We start from the raw sequence: 4741 nt of genomic DNA, 5'->3' as shown, positions 1-4741 counted from the left end.
TATTGATACAGCAAATCTTAATGAAATCAAAAAGGCTAAAGAATGGGGGCTTGTGGATGGTGTAACAACAAATCCATCACTTGTCTCAAAAGAGGGACGGGATTTTTTAAGCCTTATAAAAGAGATATGTGCGGTTGTTGACGGTCCTATCAGTGCAGAGGCATTAAGTCTTGACGCTGATGGCATGATAAAAGAGGCAAGGGAACTTTCAAAGATACATAAAAATATTGTGGTCAAGATTCCGCTCACACTGGATGGACTGAAGGCTGTGCAGACAGTTTCAAGAGAAGGGATAAAGATAAATGTAACCCTTGTATTTTCTCCTGTTCAGGCACTTATGGCAGCAAAGGCAGGCGCAACCTATGTAAGTCCATTTGTTGGAAGGCTTGATGACATCTCACATACTGGTATGGAACTCGTTGAAAAGATACTTACAATATACAAAAACTATGGGTTTACTACAGAGGTGATTGTGGCGAGCATCAGGCATCCGCTTCATGTCCTTGATGCAGCGATCATGGGTGCCCATGTTGCAACAATACCGTTTAAGGTAATAGAACAACTATCAAAACATCCTCTCACGGACATAGGTATAGAAAGATTTTTAAAGGATTGGGAAAGGGTGCCAAAACCGACAATTTAACTTACAACTTATGTGGATTTATTCTGTATGGAACTTAAATTTATTGAAATCTTCTATCGGGTTGTGGAAGAGAGGGGTTTTTCAAATGCCGCGAATGCACTTTTTTTAACACAGCCTACAATCAGCAGTCATATTAAAACACTTGAGGATGAAGTAGGTTTACAACTCCTTGACCGTCTTGGCAGGGATGTTGTTCCTACAAAGGCTGGGGAGGTGTTGTATAAATATGCAAAGGAGATTATAAACCTTAAAACAGGTGCGCTGCAGGCAATCAGTGAATTCAAAGGGACAATAAAAGGCAAACTCATGATTGGAGGCAGCACGATACCCGGAGAATATATCCTGCCTGAATATATCGCCAAATTTAAAAATAGCCATCCTGAAATCACAGTATCATTAAAGATTGGAGATACGCAGAAAATAACAGATATGGTTTCTGACGGGTCCGTAGAAATAGCCGTGGTTGGGGCAAAACCTGATAATGAAAGGTTTGACTGCAGGCAGTTTCTGGAAGATAAAATTGTTTTGGCTGCATCACAAAAACATTTCAAGCACATCAAAAAAGAGATAGATATAAATGAATTTAAAAAACTGCCTTTGGTGATAAGGGAAAAGGGTTCTGGCACACAAAGATCTGTGGAAGGATATTTAAAAAGGCAAGGGGTCAACCCTGATGAGTTAAATATAGCAGCAGAGGTTTCATCTACAGAAGGTTTAAAACAATCTGTAAAAACAGGTATGGGCGCTGCATTTTTATCCCGATTTGCCATTAAAGAAGTGGTGCCGTGCAAAACATTAAGGGAAATCACGGTAAAGGGACTAGAGATACCAAGACATTTCTATATTATAACTAACAAGGCAAGGGTGCTATCCCCTATCTGCCAATCATTTATAAAGACCTTATGGAATCCTCCAGACAAATTAAAGATATTATAAAGACTGCTGTCAAAGAGGACATTGGTTCAGGGGATATAACTACAAATGCAATCTTAAAAGCAGGGGGCAGGGGAAGTGCTGAAATAATTGCAAAGGAAAATCTTATTATTGCAGGACTGTCTGCTGCAGAAGAGGTTTTCAGGCAGATTGATAAGACCGCAGTTTTCAAACCCCTTGCAAAAGACGGCAAAAAGGTAAAAAAGGGACAGTGTATTGCAGAGGTGAAAGGCAATCTAAAAACGCTTCTTACAGGCGAGCGGGCGGCGCTCAATTTTCTACAGCACCTATCAGGCATAGCAACATTAACACACCAGTTTGCAGATAAGGTAAAAGACTATGATGTAAAGATTCTGGATACAAGAAAGACAGCGCCGGGACTAAGAATCCTTGAAAAATATGCTGTCCGATGCGGGGGTGGTTTTAACCACAGGTTTGGGCTTTATGATGCGATACTTATAAAAGACAACCACATTGCAGCAGCAGGCGGAATAAAAAATGCTATTCTACTAGCAAGAAAAAATGCCCCAAAGAAAAAGATAGAGGTTGAGGTTAAAGATTTTAAAGAATTGAAAGAGGCAATTGAATCAAAGGTTGATATAATCATGCTGGATAATATGAAACCATCTCAAATAAAAAGGGCGGTATCCCTTATTCGTCTCACATCTCACCCCTCACATCTTACTCTTATAGAGGCATCAGGCGGTATAAATCTAAAAAATGCTAGAGAAATAGCAAAAACAGGTGTTGACTTCATTTCAGTCGGCGCGCTAACCCATTCAGCAAGGGCAGTGGATATAAGTATGAAGGTAAAAAGATATAACCCAAAATCCAATTTAGGATTTTGGGTATAACAGGCATCCTTGACTGGGTTAAGTTCCCATGTTAGACTTTTTGCCATCATGCCTGAAGCAATAATAGAAAAACTTGAAGTAAAATACCTGCAAATCTTAAGTGAAAATGGTGAGGTAGATTTTAACCTCATGCCCTCCCTATCCGATGACCACATCAGAAGACTTTTTGAAATCCTGCTCCTCTCACGACAATTTGACAAGATGGCTCTGGCGCTCCATGCAGAGGGAAGGCTCGGCACATATGCCTCAATGCTTGGTCAGGAGGCATCGCAAATCGGAAGCGCATTTGCAATTGAAAAAACAGACTGGGTCTTTCCATCATTCAGAGAGACGGCAGTATATATAACAATGGGTTATCCAATATATAAATTGTTTCAATACTGGGCAGGAGATGAAAGGGGCGCAGAGACGCCTGAAGGATTAAATATCTTTCCTGTATCTGTCCCTGTTGGAACACATATACCTCATGCTGTTGGCGCTGCGTTTGCAGCAAAGATCAAGGGGCATAAAATTGCGGCAGTCGCATATTTTGGCGACGGAGGCACATCAAAAGGGGATTTCCATGAAGGCTTAAACATAGCCGGGGTCTATAAACTCCCTGTTGTTTTTATATGCCAGAACAACCAGTGGGCAATATCAGTGCCAAGAGAAAGACAGACAGCAGCAAAGACCATTGCACAAAAGGCTTATTCATACGGGTTTGAAGGGATTCAGGTTGACGGCAATGATATATTCGCAGTTTATAAGGCGACAAAGGATGCGATTGAAAAGGCAAGAAAAGGCGATGGCCCGACATTTATTGAATGTTTCACATACAGGCTTGCTGACCACACAACTGCTGATGACGCCTCAAGATACCGCTCAAATGAAGAGGTTGAAAAGTGGAAAGAAAAAGACCCGCTCATTCGCTTAAGGCTGTTCATGGAAAAGAAAGGGCTCTGGACACAGAAGTATGAAGATGTTCTTGTCCAAAATGCTGACGAAGAAGTTGATAAGGCAGTCCAGATGGAAGAGGGTGTTGAGCATCCAAAACCGGAGGATATATTTAGATATACTTATAAAGAATTGACACAGAGGCAGATAAAGCAGATGAAATCTTTTAAAGAAAAAGGGTTGATATAAGCCTGTTGAATATGTAATATAAACATATTACAATTGTAACATATAAATATTACAATTATGGACATTGCCAAGATATTCAAATCAAGGACGCGGAAAGAGTTGTTCAGACTCTACTTTACCAATCCTGACAATGAATATTACTTACGGGAATTGGAGCGCATCCTTGATATTCCTGTCAGCATGATTCGCAAGGAACTCGCCCATTTGGAAGATACCGGAATTTTTGTGTCATCAAAAAAAGGCAATCTGGTTTACTATTCTCTCAATAAGTCATATCCTTTATTTGAAGAATTAAAAAGCATTGTATTTAAAACTATAGGCATTCAGGGATTGCTCAAAGAGACTTTGAGCAAGATTAAAGGTATTGAGGTTGCCTTTATTTACGGCTCTTTTGCGAAAAAGGAAGATGCTGCTATAAGCGATATTGATTTGTTTATTGTGGGCAAAATTGACGACTCCAGATTATCAAGAGAGATAAGAAAACTTGAAGAAGTTTTAAAAAGAGAGATAAATTACAGCGTATTTACAAGAGATGAGTTTAAAAAGAAGGCGAAAGAAAGGGATTCGTTTATAATTGACCTTCTTGAAAACCCAAAGATATTTATTGTGGGCGGTCAGGATGACCTATAAGAAATTTATAGAAGACTATTTGGCGAAGGGATTGATTAAAAGGCAAAGGGCTGACTTGAAATCAGCAGAAAAATTAATTCTACTTGACAGGATGAGGAGGAAGCGAAATATCTTCACCTATGAGATTGACATCTCCATTTCCAAGACAGAGGCTGATAATGCATTTGATACAGCGGTCAAGTTTGTAAACATGATTAAGGGCATTATTAAAAAGGAAAACCCGCAGGCTGATTTTGGGTTTTAGATTAATTTTAAAGAGTAAAGGTTATCATGGCAAATAAACGAAAAGGTAAACTTGAATTAAACTGGGTTGATAAGGGCGATATTATTCTCATAAAGTTTGATGAGAATGGTAAAATATATCCTGACTCTTACTTTCATGGTCAGGTTTCTGATGAAGAAGTTAATAAGGCAGTCCAGATGGAAGAGGGTGTTGAGCATCCAAAACCGGAGGATATGTTTAGATATACTTATAAAGAATTGACACAGAGGCAGATAAAAGAAATGGGAAATCTGTAAACACAGCCTCAAAAAGTCAAAGTGTCAGGGTGTCAGAGTA

7 protein-coding genes are annotated in these 4741 nt (G+C 39.4%); all 7 read left to right on the top strand.

Annotated elements, in window-relative coordinates; all coding sequences use genetic code 11:
- On the top strand, positions 1–643 hold a 643-nt coding region (gene fsa, locus HZC45_00430), incomplete at its 5' end, for a fructose-6-phosphate aldolase (GenBank protein MBI5681637.1).
- Positions 644–670: 27 nt separating this feature from the next.
- Complete coding sequence (locus tag HZC45_00425) at positions 671–1579, top strand: LysR family transcriptional regulator (GenBank protein ID MBI5681636.1); 909 nt, start codon at positions 671–673, stop codon at positions 1577–1579.
- Positions 1546–2430 (top strand): carboxylating nicotinate-nucleotide diphosphorylase, encoded by an 885-nt coding sequence (gene nadC / locus HZC45_00420; protein ID MBI5681635.1) that lies wholly within the window; start codon positions 1546–1548, stop codon positions 2428–2430. The genes HZC45_00425 and nadC overlap by 34 nt, the downstream gene beginning before the upstream one ends.
- Before the next feature lie 48 nt (positions 2431–2478).
- Positions 2479–3552, top strand: coding sequence for a pyruvate dehydrogenase (acetyl-transferring) E1 component subunit alpha (gene pdhA / locus HZC45_00415; GenBank protein MBI5681634.1), 1074 nt, complete (start codon positions 2479–2481; stop codon positions 3550–3552).
- A gap of 57 nt (positions 3553–3609) precedes the next feature.
- Complete coding sequence (locus HZC45_00410) at positions 3610–4182, top strand: nucleotidyltransferase domain-containing protein (GenBank protein ID MBI5681633.1); 573 nt, start codon at positions 3610–3612, stop codon at positions 4180–4182.
- Positions 4172–4426, top strand: a complete 255-nt coding sequence (locus HZC45_00405; GenBank protein ID MBI5681632.1) for a hypothetical protein — start codon at positions 4172–4174, stop codon at positions 4424–4426. The genes HZC45_00410 and HZC45_00405 overlap by 11 nt, the downstream gene beginning before the upstream one ends.
- Positions 4427–4452: 26 nt before the next feature.
- Positions 4453–4701 carry a hypothetical protein gene (locus HZC45_00400; protein ID MBI5681631.1) on the top strand — a complete coding sequence of 83 codons (249 nt, stop codon included), beginning with the start codon at positions 4453–4455 and terminating at the stop codon, positions 4699–4701.
- Positions 4702–4741 lie beyond the last annotated feature (40 nt).

The organism is Deltaproteobacteria bacterium, from assembly GCA_016223005.1.
Classification (GTDB): Bacteria; Desulfobacterota; GWC2-55-46; order UBA9637; family GWC2-42-11; genus JACRPW01.
Note: the sequence above shows the minus strand (reverse complement) of the source record. Positions and strands in the feature narration are given on the sequence as shown.

What these genes read in the sequence shown, in the direction of transcription:
- pdhA (MBI5681634.1), top strand. Translation starts at nt 2,479, where the DNA reads ATGCCTGAAGCAATAATAGAAAAACTTGAAGTAAAATACCTGCAAATC.
- HZC45_00410 (MBI5681633.1), top strand. Translation starts at nt 3,610, where the DNA reads ATGGACATTGCCAAGATATTCAAATCAAGGACGCGGAAAGAGTTGTTC.
- HZC45_00405 (MBI5681632.1), top strand. Translation starts at nt 4,172, where the DNA reads ATGACCTATAAGAAATTTATAGAAGACTATTTGGCGAAGGGATTGATT.
- HZC45_00425 (MBI5681636.1), top strand. Translation starts at nt 671, where the DNA reads ATGGAACTTAAATTTATTGAAATCTTCTATCGGGTTGTGGAAGAGAGG.
- nadC (MBI5681635.1), top strand. Translation starts at nt 1,546, where the DNA reads ATGGAATCCTCCAGACAAATTAAAGATATTATAAAGACTGCTGTCAAA.
- HZC45_00400 (MBI5681631.1), top strand. Translation starts at nt 4,453, where the DNA reads ATGGCAAATAAACGAAAAGGTAAACTTGAATTAAACTGGGTTGATAAG.